Genomic DNA, 17372 nt, shown 5'->3' with positions numbered 1-17372 from the left:
TCGCGGTGAAATTATGTCGGCCCGGATCGCGTCCCATGTGACATAACAGGGCACGTTCACCGAGAGGCTCACGCATGCACATCCCACCCCTGAAGATTCTGGCCGCCGCCGCGGCGTGCCTTCTGGCGGCCGCGTGCACCGGAGGGGTTTCCCCCTCTTCCGAGAACAACGACTCCAAGTCGCTCAAATACCTCATCGAGGAGCCGGAGGACGCGGAAGCTCTGAAGGCTCTCAAGGAGGACATCGCTGGCTTCGAAAAGAAGTCGGGCATCGACGTGAAGGTCACCACGTTGCCCTTCGACAACATGCGCACGGTCCTGCAGACCCAGCTCCGTTCCGGCGAAGGACCCGACGTGTTCAGCTGGGGCTCAGGTCCGAGCTTCGGCGGGGCGCTCGTCAAGGCCGGCCTGGTGCAGGACCTGACCGCCGCCTACGACAAGTACGGCTGGAAGACCTTCGACTTCGCCAAGGAGCGAGTCACCTACGACGGGAAGGTCTACGGGATCCCGGGTGAGCTCGAAACCATCGGTCTCTTCTACAACAAGAAGATCTTCGCCGACCTCGGGCTCGCCCAGCCGCGGAACCTGGCCGACCTCAAGAAGGCCGCGGAGAAGATCCGCGCGGCCGGCAAGGTGCCGATGGCCGTCGGCGACAAGGAAGCGTGGGAGGGCGGACACCTCCTCAGCATGGCCCTTTCCAGCGCGATCGGCGGCGACGGGATGGAGGCGCTGTTCAGCGGTAAGAAGTCCTGGGACTCCCCGGAGGTCACAGCGGCGCTGCAACTGTGGGCGGACTTCAATAAGGCGGGCTATCTTCCCAAGTCGCCCACCTCGGTGGACTACGACACCTCGACCGCGATGTTCTTCTCCGGTGAAGCCGCCATGATCCCGACCGGCAGCTGGCTGGTCGGCGAGATCGACGACCAGGCGAAATTCGAGGTCGGGTACATCCCCTTCCCCGCGCCCGATGGCCCCGGGATCTTCACCGGCGGCCTGGGCTCGGGGCCATGGATCTCGGCGACCGCGTCGAACAAGGAAGCCGCGGAGAAGTTCCTCAACTTCCTCCAGTCCGAGGAACACGGCCGCTGGACGGTCGAGAACCTGCACACGATCCCCCCGAGGCCCATGGACACCGCCGACCTCGACGTCTCGCCCCTGCTGACCCAGGTGCTGAAGGACACCGCCAAGGTGGGCGCAGGCGGCGACTTCGGCCACAACATCGACGTGATGGTCTCCGACACTCTCAGCGAGGCGATGTACGACGGCGTGCAGGCGGTCCTCACCGGTCAGCAGAGCGCTGAGGAAGTCGCCGCGAGTCTCAAGGCAGCGGCAGAGCAGTGACCACAGGCGCTTCGACCAAGGCGACAGCTCCAGCACCGACCACGACGCCGGAACGGGGGACGCCGGCCCGTCGCCGCCTGCGCTGGCGAACCATCAAGGCGGACACTCCCCGCGTCACCCGCAGGGCTCAGGCGCGGCTGGGTGTCTTCATGGTGGCTCCGCTGGTCGCCATGGTGGCAGTCTTCCTGCTGCTGCCCATGGCGAGTGCGATCTACTACGTCTTCGTCGACTTCAACGGTTTCGACCCCACCCCGCCATGGATCGGGTTGACCAACTTCACCGAACTGGCGCAGGACCCGGACGTATGGGCCGCGTTCAAGAACAACGTCATCTGGATCGTCATCGGCACGTCCTCTCCCATCGTGTTCGGGCTGGGCCTCGCCGTGCTGGTATGGAACGTCCGGCGAGCGAGCGTGCTCTACCGGATCGCGTTCTTCCTGCCGTTCGTGCTGCCACAGGTGGCCGTCGGTGTCGTCTGGGGCTGGATCTACGAACCCTCGCGAGGCTGGCTCAACCGCGTCCTCGAGACGGTGGGGCTGGGCTCACTCGCCAAGGGGTGGCTCGGCGACCCGGACACCGCGCTGTACGCCGTACTCGGCACCGCGATCTGGGCCACCGTCGGCTTCGTCTTCATCATCTTCCTGTCGGCGCTGCGGAACGTCGACATCGACCTCGTCGACGCCGCCCGCCTTGACGGGGCAAACGGCTTCCAGCGGCTGCGCCACATCATTCTTCCGCAGATCATGCCGGTGTTCCTCATGGTCACCACCATCACGCTTCTGGGTGGTTTCAGCGTCTTCGACATCATCTTCGTCATGACCGGCGGCGGCCCGGCCGGTGCCACGGAGGTGCTCGGGACCTACGCCTACAGCAGCGCGTTCCAGCTCAACCGGATCTCCTACGGCACCACGCTCGCGCTGGTCATCACGGTGATATCCATCCCGTTCGCCGTCTGGATGAACCGGCTGCAACGCAAGCTCTCACTGCAAGGAATGGGCGCATGAGCCACCGAAGCGCTGGATCCAGCACGCGCGGTCGCCTCCTGCTGACCGGCAAGCACCTTGTCCTGCTCGGCCTGTCCGCGCTGATGCTCTTCCCCCTGGTGCTGACGGTCTCCACGGCGCTGAAGACCGGCAACGACGTGAAGGTGAACCCCTTCGGCCTGTTCTCGTCGTTCTCCACCGAGAACGTCGAGAAGGCCTGGACGGTCGGGGACTTCGGCAGCTACGTGGTCAACAGCTTCCTGCTGTCGGTGCCGAGCACGCTCCTCGTCGTGGTGCTCTCGACGATGGCCGGGTACGCGTTCGCGCGACTGCCGTTCCCAGGGCGAAGCCTCCTGTTCTACCTGGTGGTCCTGGGCCTGCTCGTGCCGTTCTTCACCTACATGATCCCGCTGTACTTCCAGCTCCGCAGCATGGGACTGCTGGACAGCCTGCTCGGGGTCAACCTGGTGCTGGCCAGCACGGGCCTGTCCTTCGGCACGTTCTTCATGCGCGCGTTCTTCTCCGACCTCCCCGTCGAGTTGGACCAGGCCGCCCGCATGGACGGTGCCTCCGAGTGGCAGATCTTCCTGAAGGTGATTCTCCCCCTGGTCAGTTCGGGGATCGGCGCACTCGCCGTGTTCACTTTCCTGCAGAACTGGAACAACTTCCTGGTGCCGCTGCTCTACATCCCCAGCGGTGAGTACCGGCCGCTGACGACGGGCCTGTACCTCTTCCTCGGGGGCCGCTCCATCGACATCGGGCCGCTGGCGGCGGGCACGTTGATCACCATCCTGCCCGTCGTGGTGCTCTTCGTGGCGATGCAGAAGCAGGTCACCCAGGGCTTCCTGTCCGGGGCCATCAAGGGCTGACCCGGCCTCTCCTCATTCCTTCGAGTTAGGACGCAACGTGCACGACGTACTCGACCCGCGCGACCTCGTGCCCGACGAGGCCGAGCAGCTTGCCCTCAGCGGATACCAGGTCGGTGGCCTGCGGGCCGCTGCCCGCGAAGCGGCGGCCGAGGGCGACCTCGCCGGGCTGGCCGAGGTACGGACGCGGTTGGCGGAGCTCGAACGGGATCCCGGCTGGGACTTCGAGGAGCCGGAGGACGACCGCGTGCTGCTGGAGCACGCCGCCACGGTCTCGCCGGTCGAAGCCGCACGGGAGCTCCTGCCGGAGCGGATCCGAGGCGCCTGGCTGGGACGCGTGGTGGGCAACACGCTCGGCAAGCCGGTGGAAGGCCTGACCCGCGCCGAGATCGCGGCCTACCTGCGCGCCGCGGGGCAGTCGCCGCAGACCGGGTACCTCCCCCTGCTGGACCCGTTGCCCGAAGGAGTCGGCGCGTTGCATCCATCCGCGCAGGTCGCGGCGGCCGGTCGCTTCGCCGACGTGCCCCGCGACGACGACATCGACTGGACGATTCTGGCCCTGCACGTCCTGGAGACTCACGGAGTCGGCTTCACCACCGAGCAGATCGCGGCCACGTGGCTGGACAGGGTGCCGTTCACGCAGACCTACACCGCCGAGCGGGCGGCGTACCGCAACCTGATCGGTGGTCTGCGCCCGCCCGCCACCGCGACCATCGACAACCCGTACCGGGAGTGGATCGGGGCGCTCATCCGAGGCGATGCCTTCGGCTACGTGTCGCCGGGCGATCCCGCGGGCGCGGCTCGCCTGGCGCTCGTGGACGCCCGGCTGAGCCACACGGCCAACGGCAAGTACGGCGAGATGTGGGCGGCCGCGCTCGTCGCCGCGGCGCTCGCCGCCGACAGCGTCCAGCAGGCTCTTCGCCACGCACTGTCTGTGGTGCCGCCTCGGTCCAGACTCCGTTCCGCCCTCGCCCATGTGCTGTCGCTGCGCGAGCGGGGTGCCGGGCGAGTGGAGGCGCTCGACTGGGTGGACGAGGCGCTGGGCGACTACCCGTGGGTGCACACGGTCAACAACGCGGCGCTCATCTCGATCGGCCTGCTGTGGGGCGGGCACTTCATGGACGCGGTCGGCCTCACCATCTCGGGCGGCCGTGACACCGACTCCAATGCCGCGACGGTCGGCAGCGTCTATGGTGCCCTGCACGGGCGGGACGGCATCCCGCCGGAGCTGGTCGGGACCACGCATGTGCATGTCCGGAGCGCCGTACGCGACTTCGACCGCATCACTGTCGCCGAGTTGGCCGCCCGGACCACGCGGCTCGCGGGCACCTTCGCGCCACCGTGAGAGCCGGATCGCCCGGAGCCCGCGGGCGAGCGAGCGATGAGGACGGGCTCCGCGCTCAGCCTTCGCCGCCGCGGGCGTCGTACACGTTTTGGCGCAGGGCGGTGGCCACCGGTTCGACCGGCTCCGCGAGTTGCTCGATCCGTTGCCTGCCGTGGCGGCGCTGCTCCCGCTCCGGCGGCATCATCTTCAGCTTGGCCGCCGCCGCGAGGGCCGCGAGGATCCGTACGTCCTGATCGAGGCGGTTCACGGACCGGCCGCCGGTCGCGGCCCTGCTGACCCGCTCGGCGAGCCTGCGCGACAGGTACGGCCGGCGCAGTGTGATCCGCTCGACGGGGAACAGCAGCACCCGCCGCCGCTCCACCCGGATGAGCCGGGCGGCCACCAGCTCGTCGCGTACGAGCCGGAAGGCGTTCGCGCGGTCCTTGCCGATCCAGTGCCGCCACGACCGGGGCGGGGAGCTCGAGATCTGCTCCCAGACCGCCGCCTGCAGCGGGCCGGGATCGACGGGCGCGACGACCGCCCGCGCCTTGCCCGCGTCGTCCGTCAGGTTGCCGGCCACCAGCAGCTCGGCCAGCGCCGCCGCGCGCAGCAGGTAGCGCAGCTCGCTACGGTTGGCCAGCCGTTCCCTGCGCAGGTCGAAGGCGAGCAGGAACGCCGCTTGGGGCAGGGACTCATCCCGCTTCACCGCTATCTCCGTCTTCATCCGCCTGTTCCTTGCCCTCCTGGTCGTCCTCCCTGGCCTTCCTCGGGCGTCCGCGGGGCCGCATCCGGCCCACGCCGTCAGGCAGGCGCCCGGCCTCCGACAGAGCCCTGCGCAGCAGGAACTCGATCTGCGAGTTGGTGCTGCGCAGTTCGTCGGAGGCCCACCTGGCCAGCGCGTCGTGGACCACGGGGTCGAGCCGCAGGAGGATCTTCTTCCGTTCCACGACGATTACTGGTAGAGCGTTCCGGCGTTCACGATCGGCTGTGTGTCCCGATCGCCGACCAGCACCACGAGCAGGTTGCTGACCATGGCGGCCTTGCGCTCCTCGTCCAGGTCGACCACGTCGTGCTCGGCGAGCTGGGCCAGCGCCGTCTCCACCATGCCGACCGCGCCTTCGACGATCCGCTGACGGGCCGCGACCACCGCGCCGGCCTGCTGGCGCCGCAGCATCGCGTGGGCGATCTCGGGCGCGTAGGCCAGGTGGATGATGCGGGACTCGATGACCTTCACCCCGGCCGCGGCCACCCGGATCGCAATCTCCGCGGACAACTTCTCGTTGATCTCCTCGGCGTTGTCGCGCAGGGACAGCCGCGGCTCACCGTGCGAGTCGTAGGGGTAGGCGCCCGCGATGTGGCGCACCGCCGTCTCCGTCTGGATGGCGACGAACTCCACGAAGTCGTCCACCTCGAACACCGCCTGCGCCGTGTCCTCCACCTGCCACACCACCACGGTCGCGATCTGGATGGGGCTGCCGTCGGCGTCGTTGACCTTTGTCACGTCCGTCTCGTGGTTGCGGATCCTGGTGGACACCCGCCGCCGCAGGGTGATCGGGTTGACCCACTGCAGGCCGGGCGTGCGCAGGGTGCCGACGTAGCGGCCGAGCAGCTGCACGACCCTGGCCTCGCCGGGCGCCACCGCGGTCAGCCCGAAGAACAGCACGATGCCGCCGAGCAGCACCAGGACGGACAGCGCGAGCAGCCACACGCCGCTCTGCCCGGCCCCTGAGGCCAGCATGGCGATCGCGACGACGAGCAGCGCGGCGCCGGCGAGCGTGACCAGCGTGGCCACGCCGAGCATCATGAACCCGCCGGCCGCCCGCACCGGGCGCTCGTGCGTCCGCGGCGCCGGCATGTCGACGACCGCTCCTTCCACCGCGACCCCGCTTGATGTCTCGCTCATGGCCGTCTCCTTCTCGCCGATTTCACGTTGCTATCTAAGTGATATCACTTTTTCGGCAAAAGGGGGAGAGGGAATGCCGGTGCAACCTCCGGAGGCGGTGGGTCAGCCGAAGACGGCGGGCGGGGGGACGGGCGCCAGGACGGGGTCGCCGTCGTTGATGGGGGCGGCTCCGGCGATGAAGTTGCCCAGGGCCTCGCCGTGCACGCATCGCGCCTGGGTCAGGCCCCCCGCCGCCCTGCGGCTCAGCAGGTCGATGGGGAGGCCGGTGCGGGAGGCGGCCACGATGAGGTTGCCGAAGCGGCGACCGCGCATGACCCCCGGCTCGGCCAACAGGGCCACGTGGCCGAAGGTGCCCGTCACGGTCGCGAGCAGGCGCCGGGCGAAGGCCAGCCCCTTGCCGTCGGCCAGGTTGATCAGCAGGGTGCCCGACGGGCGCAGGACGCGCGCGAGGTCGCCCATGTACTCGGCCGTGGCCAGTTCGACGGGCATCGTCGCCCCGGTGAAGGCGTCGAGCACCACCAGGTCGGCCGAAGCGTCCCAGATCTTGGCGGTGCCCTCGCGGCCTCCGTCCACGATGACCTTGAGCTTGGGGACGGAGCGGAGGTTCAGCTGCTCGCGTACGAGGTTGACCAGCAGGCCGTCGGGTTCGATCACGATGTGGCGGGAGCCGGGGCGGGTGGCGGCGACGTAACGGGGGATCGTGCAGGCGCCGCCGCCCACGTGCAGGCAGCTCAGCGGCCCTTCCTCCACGAGGTCGATCACGTCCGCCATGAGCCGGACATACTCGAATTCCAGAAATGTCGGGTCTTGTAGATCGACGTACGACTGAGGTACGCCATCCTTGGACAGCACCCAGCCGTCCTGCCTGTCCAGATCCCGGAGGAGTTCGACCTCGCCGAACGTCACCGGGTAAAGGCCGGGCATCGGTTCCCGCTGTCCACGTGCCACGCTGATCCCTCCTGGGAGAACCGTATGCGACGTCGAAGACTGATGGTGCTCTTTATCGCTTTCGTCGCGATACTGGGCGCGGGCGCGTTCGCCGTGGTGGTGTCGAACCGCGTGCGGGGGAGCGCCTCCGAGACGGCGGCGGCGTACTTCGCGGCGTGGCGCGAGGGCGACGTCTCCGGCATGGCCCGCCTGGTGCACCGGCCGCCCTCCGACTTCTCCCAGCGGCACCGCGCGCTGACGGAGCAGCTGCACGTCGAGTCCGTCCGGCTCGCTCCCGGCCGGATGAGGAACACGGGCGACGGGGGCGCCGAAGTGCCCTTCTCGGGGGAGCGGCAGCTCGCCGAGCTCGGGCCGTGGCCGTGGGCCGGCATGTTACGGCTCGGCGTACGCGAGCGGGCCTGGAAGGTGTTGTGGTCCCCCGAGACGCTGCACCCGCTGCTCAAGGACGGAGGCACGCTGGAGCTGCGCGAGATCGAGGCGCCGGCGACCGAGCCGGTCACCAGGGAGGGCCACCCGATCCCCAACGACAGCTACGCGGAGGCGTACCTCGATCCCCTCGCGACCGAGTTCGAGTCCGCCGGCCACGGCTGGGAGCTGGTGTCGAAGGTGCCGGGCCGGCCCGCCACGCGGGTGCTGACCCGCGCACCCGAGGCGAGCGTCGTGCGCACCACCCTGTCGCGCGCGGTCCAGGCGGCGGCCGCGCGGGCTCTGGACGGGGTGGACGACTCGGCCGTGATCGTCATCCGGCCGAGCACCGGCGAGATCCTGGCGCTGGCCGACCGCCTCGGCGCGAACTACAGCGCCGTACGCGACGTCTTCCCGCCGGGCTCGATCTTCAAGACGATCACCGCCGCCGCGCTGCTCGCGTCGGGGCTCGACCCGTCGGCCCAGGTCGGGTGCCCCGGCACGTACACCATCCCGTTCCATCGCGTCTTCCGCAACGACGGGCAGGTGGACCGCGGCGTCGTCAGCTTCACCGACGCGTTCGCCCACTCCTGCAACACGACCTTCGTGGAGCAGGCCACCACGAGGATCGACGCCGAAACGCTGCGTGAGACCGCCGACGCGTGGGGGTTCGGCCGGAGCATCGCGACCGGCGTCGGCGGGACCTGCGGCACCATGCCCGGCACCGACGACCTCGACATGCTGGGCGCGGACGCGATCGGCCAGGGGGAGGTGGTCGCCACTCCGCTGTGCATGGCCGCGGTGGCCGCCGCCGTGCAGAGCGGCGTCTGGCGCTCACCCAGGTTGCTGACGAAGGAGCAGGTGCGCCGTATCGACGGCCCGCCGCACGAGGACGTGCCCATGGACCAGGCGGTCGTGAGCGCGCTGCGCGACATGATGGCCGCCGTGGTCGACCACGGCACGGCAGGCGACGCAGGGCTGCCCGAGGGCGTCGCGGGCAAGACGGGCACGGCCGAGGCGCAGGACGGCGAGGGCTCGCACGGGTGGTTCATCGGCTACCGCGACGACCTCGCCTTCTGCGTGTTCGTGCGGCACGGGGGATCGGGGCGCCGGGCGGCCGTGCCCATCGCGGCGCGTTTCCTGCGCGGCTTGTGACCCCGGTGAGCCCCGCGATGAGAGGTCCGTCACATGGGACGGAACCGTAACCTACGCTACCGTAGGTTGCATGACGACCCTCACCGTCAAGCCACGGCTGCGGGGCTGGTTGCACACTGGAGCACTGCCCGTCACGCTGGTCGCGGGGTTCGTGCTCGTGGCGCTCGGCCCGACCCTGCAGGCACGTCTGGCCTCCGCGATCTACGCGATCACCTCGGCCCTGTTGTTCGGCATCTCGGCCACCTATCACCGCAGCACCCTGGGGCCCCGCCTGGCGGAGTTCCTGCGCAGGTTCGACCATGCCAACATCTATCTGATCATCGCCGGCACCTACACGCCCTTCGCCCTGCTGGCGCTGGACGGAGCGGCCAGGATCGCGGTGCTCTCCGTCATCTGGGGCGGCGCGCTGGCCGGCGTGTTGTTCCGGGTGTTCTGGATGAACGCCCCGCGCTGGCTCTACACGGTCCTCTACCTGGCGCTGGGCTGGACCGCCGTCTTCGTGATGCCCCAGTTGCTGCAGGGCGCGGGTGTCGCCGCCGTCGTGCTGGTGGCCGTCGGGGGCGTGTTCTACTCGGCGGGAGCGATCGTCTACGGCCTGCGCCGGCCCGATCCCGCGCCCCGCTGGTTCGGCTTCCACGAGGTCTTCCACGCCTTCACCATCGCGGCCTACCTGGTGCAGTACATCGCGGTCTCGATCGTGGTCTACTCGCACGGGTGAATCGTCTCCAGGTCACTGATATTTGACCCGGTGCTGGTCTGTTTTCGGGTGGTTCACGGAAAACAGACCAGCATGGGGGATATCGCAAGTTCATGGTGGATGCTGCTGGTGCGCGGCCTCGCCGCCATCGTCTTCGGCTTCCTCGCGCTCATCTGGCCAGGCATCACGCTGCTCGTGCTGGTGATCTTTTTCGCCGCGTACGCCCTGGTGAACGGGGTGTTCGCCCTGTTGTCCAGCATCCGCCACGGCGCCAGTTCGCGGGTGTGGCTCATCGCCTCCGGCATCATCGCGATCATCGCCGGGGTTCTCGCGTTCGCCTGGCCCGGGATCACCTCCTTCGCCCTGCTCTACGTCGTGGCCTTCTGGGCCATCTTCTCCGGCGTCGCCGAGATCGTCGCCGGCGTCCAGCTGCGCAAGGACATCGACAACGAGTGGATGCTCATCGTCGGCGGCGCCCTGTCGGTGATCTTCGGTGTCCTGCTGCTCATCTGGCCGGGAGCGGGCCTGCTCAGCCTGGTCTGGCTTCTTGGCGTCTTCGCCATCCTGTACGGCATCGTCGAGATCGCCCTGGCGCTCCGCGTGAAGAACTTCACTTCTCGCCCTAGTGTGCCGTAAATTTTGCATATGAGAAGGCGTTCCGCGAAAAGGAACGTACGACCCTATGTGGAGGCGCCATGGACGTGCACACCCGCCTTGCCCACCACCTGCTCGTCGACGGCTACCGCCTGGTGCTCGACCTGGAGCTCAGCCGTGGCTCCTGGCTCGTCGACGCCCGCGACGGCCGCCGCTACCTCGACTTCTACACCTTCTTCGCCTCGGCCCCCCTCGGCGTGAACCCACCCTTCGACGCCGACTTCACCCAGCTTCTCGGCCAGGTCGCCCGCAACAAGCCGGCCAACCCCGACATCTACACCGAGCACCTCGCCGACTTCGTCGACACCTTCACCCGCGTGCTCGGCGACCCCGCGCTCCCGCACCTGTTCTTCGTCGAGGGCGGCGCCCTCGCCGTCGAGAACGCGCTCAAGACCGCCTTCGACTGGAAGAGCCGCCGCAACGAGGCCGCGGGCCGCTCACGCGACCTCGGCACCAAGGTCCTGCACCTGACGAAGGCCTTCCACGGCCGCAGCGGCTACACCCTCAGCCTCACCAACACCGAGCCGGGCAAGACCGACCGGTTCCCCATGTACGACTGGCCGCGCATCGACGTGCCCGCGATCCACTTCGGCGACGTCGAGGCGGCCGAGCAGCGCGCCCTCGCGCAGGCCAGGGAGGCGTTCGAACGCCACCCCCACGACATCGCCTGCTTCATCGCCGAACCCATCCAGGGCGAGGGCGGCGACAACCACATGCGGCCGGAGTTCCTCCAGGCCATGCAGCACCTGTGCCACGAGTACGACGCCCTGTTCGTCCTCGACGAGGTGCAGACCGGCGGCGGGACGACCGGGACGCCGTGGGCCTACCAGCAGCTCGGGCTGGAGCCCGACGTGGTGGCGTTCGCCAAGAAGGTGCAGGTCGGCGGGATCATGGCCGGTCGCAGGGTGGACCTGGTGCCGGACAACGTGTTCCAGGTGAGCGGCCGCATCAACTCCACGTGGGGCGGCGGCCTGGTGGACATGGTGCGCAGCAGGGGCATCCTCGAGATCATCGAGCGCGATGGCCTGATCCAGCGCGCCGCGACCCTCGGCACCGTGCTGCTCGAACGCCTCACCAAGCTGGAGGCCGAGCGTCCCGAGTCGGTGGCGAACGTCCGCGGCCGGGGCCTCATGTGCGCGTTCGACCTGCCCGACAGGGCCGCCCGCGACGCCCTGGTGGCCCGGCTCAGGGAGGACCAGGGGGTGCTGGTGCTGCCGTGCGGCCCCCGGTCCGTACGCCTGCGGCCGGCGCTGAACATCCTGGAGAGCGACATCGACCACGGCATGGCGGCCCTGTCCGAGGCGCTCTGAGCGGCGTCACTGCGTGACGCTGGTGGCGGTGCGGCGCGGTCCGAAGTAGCGCCAGAAGAAGTTGATCAGCACGTTGACCCGGTTGCGCCCGCCCAGCAGGTACGCCACGTGCACGAAGATCCACACCAGCCAGGCGGGCAACCCGCGCATGGTCATCCCGTTGGGGAGCTGCAACACCGCCTCGGCCTTGCCGACGGTGGCCATGATGCCCGGGTCGCGGTAGGAGAAGCGCCGCAGCGGCCTGCCGTGCGCGGCGGCCAGGATCTGCCGGCCCACGTGCTTGCCCATCTGGATCGCGGGCTGGGCGAGCTGGGGCAGCGGGTCCGGCTGTCCCGACAGGTCGCCGGCCACGAAGATCTCAGGATGGTCGCGTACGTTCAGCGCCTCCGTCAGCGTCACCCGGCCTCCCTTGCCCTGCGGCAGGCCCCAGTCGGACACCTGCTTGGGCGCGGCCACGCCGAGCGCCCACACGGTCACGTCGCTCGGCAGCCGGGTGCCGTCCTCCAGCACCACCGCGTCCGGTTCGACGGACGCCACGGTCGCCCCCAGCCGCAGGTGCACCCCGCGTCTGCGCAGCGCCTCGGCCGCCGCGTCCCGCAGCCGCGGCTTGTACGGCGACAACACGAAGTCGAACCGCTCGACGAGCGTCACGCTGGTCTGTTCGGGGCGGACCTCGGGGTGCGTCAGCGGCGTCGTGTGCCGGCGCAGCTCGGCCAGCGTGCCCGCCATCTCGACGCCGGTCGCGCCCGCGCCCACCACCACGACGTGCGTGCTCTTCCGCCGGCCCGCCGCGGTGTCCTCAAGGTAGTGCTGGAGCCGCCGGCGCAGCGCCGCCGCGTCGCCGAGCGAGTAGATAGGCAGGGCGTTCTCCGGCGCGCCCGGCACGTTCAGCCAGTTGGTGGTGACGCCCGTGGCGAGCACGAGGTAGTCGTAGTCGAGGCCGCTGCCGTCCTCGAACTCCACCCGCCGCTCCGCGGGCAGCACCTTGCTCACCGCCGCCCGGCGGGCCCGCACGTTCGGCCACCTGGCCGCGAAGGTCCTGATCGGGTAGGAGACGTCGGCCGTGCCCATCCCCGCCGTGGCCACCTGGTAGAGCAGCGGCTGGAAGGTCGAGTAGGGGTTGCGGTCGACGAGCGTCACCAGGGCGCCGCCCTTGGCCAGTTCCCGGGTCGCGTTCAGGCCGGCGAAGCCGGCTCCTACGACGATGACTCGTGGTCTTCGTGCCATGTCAGGTCCTTTCCCCCGCGAACGGCGTCATGCATGCCTATGGCACTGACAGCGGCTTTTAAACCATCGCGGGAGAACCCGGGTGCTCCGCCCAGGTCGCGCCGGGCGGTCCCCGCCACGGTCCGGCCCGTTCAGGCGGCGTGAGGGGACCGCCCACCGGTGAACCCGATCCGGTGGGCGTTCCCGGGCGGGCGGCTATTTCTGGCGTGACTGCCACAACCCGATGGCGGTGACCCGTGAGCTCACGCCGAGCTTGGCGTAGATGCGGTTGACGTGGTTCTTCACCGTTTTCTCGCTGAGGAACAGGCGCTGCGCGATCTGGCCGTTGGACTGGCCAGTGGCGATCAGGTCCATGACCTCGGCTTCGCGTTTGCTCAGGGACATGAACACGCTATCGAACGCTGCGTCGTCGACTCTCATCCGGCCTCCGGGGGCGCGCAGACGGTCAGATCGCCGAGGGCCCCCGTGCTTCCGGCGTTAGCGGTAGACAGCGAGCATAACTCGCATTGTCAGGATTTGGGGGCGTTGTTGGGAGAAAACGCCAACGGCCGGTCCCGGAGGACCGGCCGTTGGGCGAAGGGTGAGTGAAGGGACTTGAACCCTCGACATCCAGGACCACAACCTGGCGCTCTGCCAACTGAGCTACACCCACCATGGCCACCGCTGTGTGGAGGCACAGGAAAAGTGTAGCGTCGTTCGGGAGTCTTTACGCCACTCGTTTAGTCGCCGACACGCTCGGCGAGCGATCTGGCGGTGGCGGAGTCGGGCCCGGGCTGGGCCACGAAGATCGCCGCGCGATAGTAACGCAGCTCCCTGATGCTCTCCGTGATGTCCGCCAGAGCACGGTGTCCGCCCTGCTTTTCGGGGGCGGCGAAGTAGACCCGTGGATACCAGCGGCGCACCAGTTCCTTGATCGACGAAACGTCGATCATCCGATAGTGCAGAAAGGCGTCGACCCCGGGCATGTCGCGCGCGATGAACGTGCGGTCGGTGCCGATCGAGTTGCCGCACAGCGGCGCCTTCTTCGGCTCGGGCACGTGACGGCGGATGTAGTCGAGCACCAGCGACTCGGCCTCTGCCAGCGTCACCCCGCCCGGCAGCTCGGGCAGCAGCCCCGAGGCGGTGTGCATCTCGCGCACGACCTGCGACATCTGCTCCAGCGACTCGGCCGGCGGCTTGATGACCACGTCGACACCTTCGTCAAGCTGCCGGAGCTCGCTGTCGGTGATGACACACGCCACCTCGACGAGCGCGTCGCGCCCGAGGTCGAGCCCGGTCATCTCGCAGTCGATCCAGACCAGCACGTCACTCATTCGATCTCCTCGCACAGCGGCTCGGAGCGATCCGCCCGCTTGTCACCCCACCAGACTAGTGCCACAGGTCACGCGGGTTTGAGCGAGCCGACGACCTCACTCACCACATCGGTGCCCAGATTGTCGGGAACGGAGACGTAGACGATGGCCGGCCGCTGGCCCTGGCCGCGGTCCATGAGCACGATAGCGCCGTTCTCCTTCTTCCACTTGTAGTCCTTCTCCTCCGAGATCTTGCTGAAGTCGAGCTCGAAGCGCAGGATCCACGCGTCACGGTCGCCGATCTTCGTCGCCTCGTCCTCGACGATCTTGCTCTCGTGCGGGAGCTGATAGTACCTGCCGAACGTCATGAAGACGGCCTTGGCCGTGTCGCCCAGGCCGGAGGTGCCGGCGTAGGGGTAGATCGGGTTCAGCACGCCCGCGAACACGTTGCCGATCCAGTCGCCGTCGCCCTCATAGTTCTCGTGCGAGGTCTTCTGCACCCCGCTCGACCACTTCTGCTGGGTGGGGTCGGGGCCGTTGACGGAGTTGGCCTCGGGCACCGTCCAGTCGTCGGGCACCTCGAAGGAGACCCCGGACTGCGGGTCGGTGACGCGGCCGCTCACCGGCTGCGGCAGCTCGGCCGGGCCCTGGCTGGGCGGCGGCTGATTGGAGGGAGGCTCGTTGCTGGGCGGCTGCGGCTGGAACGTGTCCGTCGGCGACGGGCCCGCCAGAGGCTCGGTGTCGTTGTCGCCGACGAAGACGACACCGGCGACGACGATCAGCGCCACCACCACGAACGCCGCCAGTCCGCCGAACACCCACGGCATCGGGTTGCCCCGCTTGGGCGGCGGGCCGTAGCCGGGCCCCGGCAGCGGGACACCGTCCCACTGGTGCGTGGACGGCGCGGGCTGGCCGTAGGCCGACTGGCCGTAGGTCGGCTGCCCGTACTGCAGCGTGGGGTTGGCCGGTGTCACCGGCCACTCGGAGCTCGAAGGCGACTGCGGGCCGGAGTCGGGCGGCGGCGCCCCCGAAGCGGATGATCGCGGTCCTGAACCGTACGGCTGCGGCCCGGAGGACGGTTGCGGTCCCGAGGACGACTGGGGTCCGGAACCGTGCGGCTCGAAACCGGGACGGTCCGGCTGGGGCCCGGCGACCGGCTGCTGGGAGGCGCCGGCAGGTGGCTCCTGCGCGTGGGTGGCGTCGGTCCACTGGCTGCCGTCCCACCAGCGGAGCCGGGGCTCTCCATAAGGGTCGGGGTACCAGCCCGCGGGGGTCTGCGTGGTCATGTTCGTCAGATTAGTCCTCTCTCGCGGGAAGCCGGGCTTCCCGATGCGGGAGGCGGCCGTACGTGGGGAAGGATCGGGCACCGCGCTCAGCACCGGTAGGTGAAGCTCGCCTTGTCCGTACGCACGGGGCCCGGCGTGAGCACGCGCAGCGTCGCCGTGGCCTTGACCGTGCTCCTGCCCTGCAGTTTCCAGCGCAGCGGCAGCGTGTACGACGTGCGATCGGCCTCGGTGCGCAGCGTCCCCTCGATGACCTCGTCGTCCAGGCTCTTACGCCATTCGTAGGCGATCACCCCGGGCGCCCCGTTGGTGACCACCCTGCCGGTGATCAGGACTGAGCTGTCGCAGCCCTGGGTCTTCTTCGGCGCCGTGACGCCGACCGACACGACCGCCAGGCCGGGACCCGAGCCCAGGTTGTACCAGGCCAGGATCGCCCCCGCCATGACGGCCGCGAACACCGCGGTGGACAGGATCGTACGCCGCCGCCGTGCCCGGGAGTCCTTGTCCGCCCGCGCGGGTTCGCCGCGCCCGTCCCGCCAGATCCGCTGGGCCGTGGTCTGCGGGCGCTGCGGCTCCGTACCGACTCCAGGCCCGAAGTGCACAGCCTCAGGGGGACGGCCAGGAACGTGCAGCAGCGTCACGATGTCGCCCTCGTCCTGCGGCACGGCCGGCGCCTGCGCGTAGGCGGGCGGCTGGGCGAACGCCGACCTGCCACGGGCCGCCCTGGCCAGCGCGTCCCTGCTGATCGTGCCGCCCGGCAGCGCCGTGCGCCCGTCGAGCAGCGTGTCCCTGGCGGCGGACAGGCCGAGGGCGGTGGCCGCGGCGGCGGCGCGGGTGAACAACGCGGCCGCCGGCGGTGTGCTCTGCTCGCAGGAGCCGGCCAGCGCGCGCGCCAGGGACGCCCAGCCGGTCGTGTCCCGCTCGGGCGGCGAAACCTGGCCGCGCACGGCGTCGGACAGGCCGCGCTCCGACAGCAGCGCGGCGCCCTCCGCCGTGATCACCACCGTGCGCGGATGCACGGAGCCGTGCGTCACCCCGGCCGCGTGCAGCGCGAGCAGCGTCTGCGCGGTCTCCACGAGTACGGCCGCCGCGCCGTCGGCGGGGACCGGCCCCGCGGCGAGCAGGTCGGCCACGGTCGGGCTGACCGCCTGCGCGGTGAGCAGCCACACCTGGTCGCCGGTGGCCACGACGTCGGCCACCGGGATCAGCCCGCTCACTCCGGCGAGCACGAGGTGCCGGTCCGTCATCACCGACTCGACCACGCGGTCGCGGACGCCCGGCAGGACGATGATCTCAGGGTCGAACAGCAGCGCCCCGGCCCTGCGGCCGTCCGGGGAGATGGCGTCGATCCAGTTGCCGAGCTCGGTCATCCAGGTGTGCTGGGTGAGCCGGAAGCCGGCGATCCCGTGACCCGGGCCGTTCGCGGGGTTGTCCATCGCCCGTCGCCCTCCGGCGTGTCTAGCGCTGCTTGCCTCTGTGGCGCCTCGCCTTGCGGCGCTTCACCGCAAGTGTGACCGGAAGCGTGCCCGTCGTCACGAGCCCGGCGGCGAACAACACGGCCTGCGACTGACCCGCGGCGTCCGGCCTGGGCCGCGCACTGCCGGGCTGCTCGCCGGCGGGCTACTCGCGGGTGGGCTGCTCGTCGGTGGGCTGGCCGGTGGGCCGGTCGGTGGGCTCGTCGGTGGGCTCGTCGGCGGTGGGCCGGTCGGTGCCCGGCTCGCTTCGCGGCGGTGTCCCGGGCCCCGGCGACTGCTCGCCGCCCGCCCCGTCGGAGGTGGGCGGCTGCGTGGGCTCGGTCGGCCGGTTCGTCGGCATGGTGAAAGTGGGCGCGGACGTCGGAGTGGGAGCGGACGACGTCGACGGCGGCCGGTCACCGTCGGGCACGTGGACGTCGCCGGACAACCGCGGCCGCTCCGGGGTCGGCGTCGGCGTCGGGGTCGGCTTCCGGCTCTGCCGGGGAGTCCTGACCCGGGTCGGGGTGGGTC

The 17372-nt window shown here is 69.9% G+C and carries 18 protein-coding genes and 1 tRNA gene; 8 read left to right on the top strand and 11 right to left on the bottom strand.

What is annotated here, in order from left to right:
- Window positions 1-74: 74 nt before the first annotated feature.
- The 4 genes from E1295_RS26255 to E1295_RS26240 all read left to right on the top strand — a co-directional run bounded on the left by E1295_RS26255 (window position 75) and on the right by E1295_RS26240 (window position 4534).
- Window positions 75-1340 carry an ABC transporter substrate-binding protein gene (locus tag E1295_RS26255; RefSeq protein WP_132633683.1) on the top strand — a complete coding sequence of 422 codons (1266 nt, stop codon included), beginning with the start codon at window positions 75-77 and terminating at the stop codon, window positions 1338-1340.
- Window positions 1341-1489: 149 nt separating this feature from the next.
- Window positions 1490-2344, top strand: coding sequence for a carbohydrate ABC transporter permease (locus E1295_RS26250; protein ID WP_132633681.1), 855 nt, complete (start codon window positions 1490-1492; stop codon window positions 2342-2344).
- A complete protein-coding gene (locus E1295_RS26245; protein WP_132633679.1) occupies window positions 2341-3192 on the top strand; it encodes a carbohydrate ABC transporter permease in 852 nt (283 codons plus the stop codon). The genes E1295_RS26250 and E1295_RS26245 overlap by 4 nt, the downstream gene beginning before the upstream one ends.
- Window positions 3193-3229: 37 nt before the next feature.
- Complete coding sequence (locus tag E1295_RS26240) at window positions 3230-4534, top strand: ADP-ribosylglycohydrolase family protein (RefSeq protein ID WP_132633677.1); 1305 nt, start codon at window positions 3230-3232, stop codon at window positions 4532-4534.
- Between the two features lie 55 nt (window positions 4535-4589).
- Here E1295_RS26240 and E1295_RS26235 read toward each other — a convergent pair whose 3' ends face one another.
- The 4 genes from E1295_RS26235 to E1295_RS26220 form a co-directional block, all read right to left on the bottom strand.
- A complete protein-coding gene (locus E1295_RS26235; RefSeq protein WP_132633675.1) occupies window positions 4590-5237 on the bottom strand; it encodes a GPP34 family phosphoprotein in 648 nt (215 codons plus the stop codon).
- On the bottom strand, window positions 5206-5460 hold the full coding sequence (locus tag E1295_RS26230) for a type II toxin-antitoxin system antitoxin (protein ID WP_425465368.1): 255 nt from the start codon (window positions 5458-5460) through the stop codon (window positions 5206-5208). Before E1295_RS26230 ends, E1295_RS26235 begins: the two co-directional genes overlap by 32 nt.
- 5 nt (window positions 5461-5465) lie before the next feature.
- On the bottom strand, window positions 5466-6416 hold the full coding sequence (locus E1295_RS26225; RefSeq protein WP_132633671.1) for an SPFH domain-containing protein: 951 nt from the start codon (window positions 6414-6416) through the stop codon (window positions 5466-5468).
- 102 nt (window positions 6417-6518) lie between these two features.
- Window positions 6519-7364, bottom strand: a complete 846-nt coding sequence (locus tag E1295_RS26220; RefSeq protein ID WP_246080364.1) for a spermidine synthase — start codon at window positions 7362-7364, stop codon at window positions 6519-6521.
- Between the two features lie 24 nt (window positions 7365-7388).
- Between E1295_RS26220 and E1295_RS26215 the strand changes: the two genes are divergently transcribed.
- The 4 genes from E1295_RS26215 (at window position 7389) to lat (ending at window position 11585) form a co-directional block, all read left to right on the top strand.
- On the top strand, window positions 7389-8924 hold the full coding sequence (locus E1295_RS26215) for a penicillin-binding transpeptidase domain-containing protein (RefSeq protein ID WP_132633669.1): 1536 nt from the start codon (window positions 7389-7391) through the stop codon (window positions 8922-8924).
- 70 nt (window positions 8925-8994) lie between these two features.
- Window positions 8995-9642: a PAQR family membrane homeostasis protein TrhA gene (gene trhA, locus E1295_RS26210; protein ID WP_132633667.1), complete on the top strand. Its 648-nt coding sequence runs from the start codon at window positions 8995-8997 to the stop codon at window positions 9640-9642.
- A 72-nt stretch (window positions 9643-9714) separates the two neighbouring features.
- Window positions 9715-10257, top strand: a complete 543-nt coding sequence (locus E1295_RS26205) for an HdeD family acid-resistance protein (protein WP_132633665.1) — start codon at window positions 9715-9717, stop codon at window positions 10255-10257.
- 59 nt (window positions 10258-10316) lie between these two features.
- On the top strand, window positions 10317-11585 hold the full coding sequence (gene lat / locus E1295_RS26200) for an L-lysine 6-transaminase (protein WP_132633663.1): 1269 nt from the start codon (window positions 10317-10319) through the stop codon (window positions 11583-11585).
- Between the two features lie 6 nt (window positions 11586-11591).
- Here the strand turns inward: lat and E1295_RS26195 are convergent, their stop codons facing one another.
- From E1295_RS26195 to E1295_RS26165, 7 genes are all read right to left on the bottom strand, one after another.
- A complete protein-coding gene (locus E1295_RS26195; RefSeq protein ID WP_132633661.1) occupies window positions 11592-12812 on the bottom strand; it encodes an NAD(P)/FAD-dependent oxidoreductase in 1221 nt (406 codons plus the stop codon).
- Window positions 12813-13007: 195 nt separating this feature from the next.
- Window positions 13008-13232: a helix-turn-helix domain-containing protein gene (locus E1295_RS26190; RefSeq protein ID WP_132335839.1), complete on the bottom strand. Its 225-nt coding sequence runs from the start codon at window positions 13230-13232 to the stop codon at window positions 13008-13010.
- Window positions 13233-13391: 159 nt separating this feature from the next.
- Window positions 13392-13464: transfer RNA gene (locus E1295_RS26185), tRNA-His, on the bottom strand.
- Between the two features lie 67 nt (window positions 13465-13531).
- Window positions 13532-14125 (bottom strand): oligoribonuclease, encoded by a 594-nt coding sequence (orn, locus tag E1295_RS26180; RefSeq protein ID WP_132633659.1) that lies wholly within the window; start codon window positions 14123-14125, stop codon window positions 13532-13534.
- A 68-nt stretch (window positions 14126-14193) separates the two neighbouring features.
- Window positions 14194-15390 (bottom strand): DUF2510 domain-containing protein, encoded by a 1197-nt coding sequence (locus E1295_RS26175; protein ID WP_132633657.1) that lies wholly within the window; start codon window positions 15388-15390, stop codon window positions 14194-14196.
- A gap of 86 nt (window positions 15391-15476) precedes the next feature.
- Complete coding sequence (locus E1295_RS26170; RefSeq protein WP_132633655.1) at window positions 15477-16823, bottom strand: protein kinase family protein; 1347 nt, start codon at window positions 16821-16823, stop codon at window positions 15477-15479.
- Between the two features lie 184 nt (window positions 16824-17007).
- Window positions 17008-17202 carry a hypothetical protein gene (locus E1295_RS26165; protein WP_132633653.1) on the bottom strand — a complete coding sequence of 65 codons (195 nt, stop codon included), beginning with the start codon at window positions 17200-17202 and terminating at the stop codon, window positions 17008-17010.
- Between the last annotated feature and the right edge of the window lie 170 nt (window positions 17203-17372).

The organism is Nonomuraea mesophila, from assembly GCF_004352805.1.
Classification (GTDB): Bacteria; Actinomycetota; Actinomycetes; order Streptosporangiales; family Streptosporangiaceae; genus Nonomuraea; species Nonomuraea longispora.
This window is presented reverse-complemented; position numbering and strand designations above follow the sequence as displayed.